The organism is Wolbachia endosymbiont of Drosophila incompta, from assembly GCF_001758565.1.
Classification (GTDB): domain Bacteria; phylum Pseudomonadota; class Alphaproteobacteria; order Rickettsiales; family Anaplasmataceae; genus Wolbachia; species Wolbachia pipientis.
This window is the reverse complement of the sequence record NZ_CP011148.1, coordinates 392,056-395,369: the sequence shown is the minus strand read 5'-3', so window position 1 is coordinate 395,369 and position 3,314 is coordinate 392,056. Positions and strand designations below refer to the sequence as shown.

Here is a 3,314-nt window from a genome sequence, read left to right as displayed (position 1 = left end):
GTATTGTGTTAGTTTAATGAAAAAGAAATCGATATGAAAGCAGAAAATTTCACTAAAGAACAGATAATTGGATTCTACAGGAAAATGCTACTCATACGCAGATTTGAGGAAAAAGCAGGACAATTATATGGGATGGGATTAATAGGCGGGTTCTGTCACCTATCAATAGGACAAGAAGCAGTTGCAGTTGGAACTCAAGCTGCATCAAAATTAGGTGACGCTTTTATCACAAGTTATAGAGACCATGGCTTAATGCTCGCATGTGATTCTGATCCAAATGTTGTAATGGCAGAGCTTACCGGCAAAGAAACAGGATGCTCGAAAGGTAAAGGTGGTTCGATGCACGTATTTGACGTTGAAAAAAAATTCTTCGGCGGGCATGGAATAGTGGGAGCACAAGTTCCAATTGGAACAGGAATAGCATTTGCTAATAAATATAAGAAAAAAGATAATGTGGTATTTACATATTTTGGCGACGGTGCTGCAAATCAAGGACAAGTATATGAATCGTTTAATATGGCATCTTTGTGGGAGTTGCCTGTGGTTTACATCATAGAAAATAATGAATACGCAATGGGAACCTCCGTGCAAAGGTCAACTTTAGTAACAGAGTTATATAAAAGAGGAGAAAGTTTTGGTATTCCTGGAAAACAAGTTGATGGAATGGATTTTTTCTCTGTTTATGAGGCTACAAGCGAAGCAGCGGAACACACACGCAGCGGAAAAGGGCCTATCCTGCTTGAAATGAAGACATATCGATATCGCGGTCACTCAATGTCAGATCCTGCTACTTATCGCTTAAAAGAAGAAGTTGAAGATATGAAGCAAAATCATGACCCTATAAGCACTTTAAAGAAATACATGACAGATAATAAAATGGCTTCAGAAGAAGAGTGCAAAGTAATTGATAAGGAAATACGTGATTTAGTAAAAAAGTCGGAAGATTTTGCCAAAAATAGTAAAGAACCAAGCGTTGATGAGCTGTATACTGATGTTTATAAATTTGTTAGCTAATTTTTTTATCCAGAACTGTACAAACATTGTATAGTAAACGATGTCATCCAAATAGCTCCTTCTCCCGTCATCCAAGTGCCCTCCTTTTTTTGTCATCCCAGTGCTCTGACTACTTGGATCCAGCTGAGTTGGTGAGTATAAAAGTATAGCTAACGCAAGCTCTACGTCATACCGCGATTCATTCGCGGTATCTCTAGATCCCGCTAACAAGCAGCGGGATGACGGTTGTCAGGCTAGCTGTCATCTCAGTAGTCTCCTTCTCCTGTCATCCGAGTAGCTGACACTGGTTCCTTTATGACGGCAGTAGCCCCTTCGGTGTCATTCCAGTGCTTGACACTGGAATGACACCAATAATTGACATTTCACTAGATATTCATTATAAATAATGGAATGCTACAAAGTATAAAAACCATATTAATAGAAGACGATAACGTTAGGCTGGATAGGTACATCAGAAGAATCTTTCCTGATCTAAAGCAATCTGTAATTGAAAAATCTTTAAGGAAAGGATTAATCAAAGTTGATGATTGCAAAGCAAAGTCCAGTGATAGAGTAAATTCTGGGCAAACTATAACGCTGAAGCACTTGAATTATATTGAAAACGCTAATTCTGATCGCAAATATAATGAAAAGTTAGTGAATCTACTAANNNCGATCTATATTATATGAAGACGAATATATACTAGCTATAAACAAACCCGCAGGGGTCATCGTTCAAGGTGGCGTAAAAGTAAAGATTAGCATGAGTGATTTGCTTGACCAAATAAGAGAGGGAGAAACATTTAAAATTGTCCATAGGCTAGATAGAGATACGAGTGGAGTGATAATATTCGCACGCAACGCTAATGTTGCCAGATACCTTATGGAAGAATTTAAAGGACGAAGAGTAAAAAAAACTTATTTAGCATTAACTTCTGGCATACCGAGCAAGGATAGTGGAACAATAGACTATCCATTGGTGAAAAAATATGTTTCAGGTCAAGAAAAAGTGGTCGTTGATGAAAATTCACCTCAGAATGCCACTACGCATTTTTCAATTATAGCAAAATCCAAACACAATGTTGCTTATTTAAAATTACAACCAATTACCGGCAGAACCCATCAGTTACGTGCACATTTAGCTCATATAAATTGCCCTATTCTTGGTGACGGTAAATATGGTGGTAAAAAAGCTTTTATTGATGGGATAGCAAATAAAATTCACCTTCATTCGTATTCTTTATCTTTAAAACTGCCAAACAATAAAGAAATCACTATCACCGCTCCTATCACTAAACACATCGAAAAATCCATTGAAGCGCTATTTTTCGACTGAAACGATTTCACCAATCAACTTTTCTGTCTTTGGCTTTAATTTGAAGCACAGATATTAGGCTAATTAATGCGCAGGCAGTAAGATAAATGCCTGCTGCAAGTTTTGTTTCGGTTTTTTCTATAAGCCACATGCATATGTATGGAGAAAGGCCACCAAAAATTCCTGCAGATATATTATTTGCTAAGCTTACGCCAGTGCATCTTACTTTTGTTGGAAACAGTTCACAAATAACAGAACCATATATTCCAAAAGATGCACCTACTGGTATAGTAATCAATAAGTAAGTTATTATTACGACATAGTGGTTAACGGAAGATAATAATGGTAATACACATGTACCAATCAGAGATAGCATAATCAGTACAGGAATCATTACGCGTTTTCTTCCAACTTTATCAGATAAAATTGCAAAAAGTACCGCAGATGCTGCAAATACAACCTGTATTACTATCCTCATTAAATCTTTAACACTAATAGATAAAATAACTAGCTCTTTTATTGATATATTATAAAACATTATTGCTGCGTAGACAATTGCATTCTGAGCAATTCCCAGATTGATTGAAATAATAAGCGGTCTTTTATAGTTTCTTACTAGTTCTAACAATGGTGAATGTGCTAAATTATTAGCGTACTTATTAGTTTTATATGCTAAGCTTTCTTTTAATATGTACCTAGTTAAAAAACCTATTGTCCCCCAAAAAAAGCAAAAATAAAAAAGCAACTTCCATCCCCATATTTCATAGTTCTCACCTGTAACTCTTTTGCAGATAAATATCATTGTTATGCATAAGAGCGTTCCAAGGGCTCCGCTAAAGGGCTTCATACTTCCTAAGAAACCTAGATTTTTTTTATCTTTTGAATGCTCTATCGTAAATGCTGTATTAATGCTTGTTTCACCTCCTGCAGTTATTCCTTGCACTATTCTACAAAACACAAGCAATACAGGTGAAAGCAACCCTATTTCTTTATACCCAGGTATAAT

Annotated in this window: 1 protein-coding gene and 2 pseudogenes (1 of these 3 running past the window's edge); 2 read left to right on the top strand and 1 reads right to left on the bottom strand. The window is 36.2% G+C overall.

Translation table 11 applies throughout. The features are described from left to right. Positions 1-33: 33 nt before the first annotated feature. Together pdhA and WG67_RS01795 are read left to right on the top strand one after the other, a co-directional pair. Positions 34-1,014, top strand: a complete 981-nt coding sequence (gene pdhA, locus WG67_RS01800; RefSeq protein ID WP_006279887.1) for a pyruvate dehydrogenase (acetyl-transferring) E1 component subunit alpha — start codon at positions 34-36, stop codon at positions 1,012-1,014. Between the two features lie 390 nt (positions 1,015-1,404). Then, a pseudogene (locus WG67_RS01795) lies at positions 1,405-2,329 on the top strand (RluA family pseudouridine synthase). 7 nt (positions 2,330-2,336) lie between these two features. On the opposite strand, the pseudogene WG67_RS01790 reads toward WG67_RS01795, so the two are convergent. Further along, positions 2,337-3,314 (bottom strand): annotated as a pseudogene (locus tag WG67_RS01790) (MFS transporter); it runs 284 nt beyond the window's last position.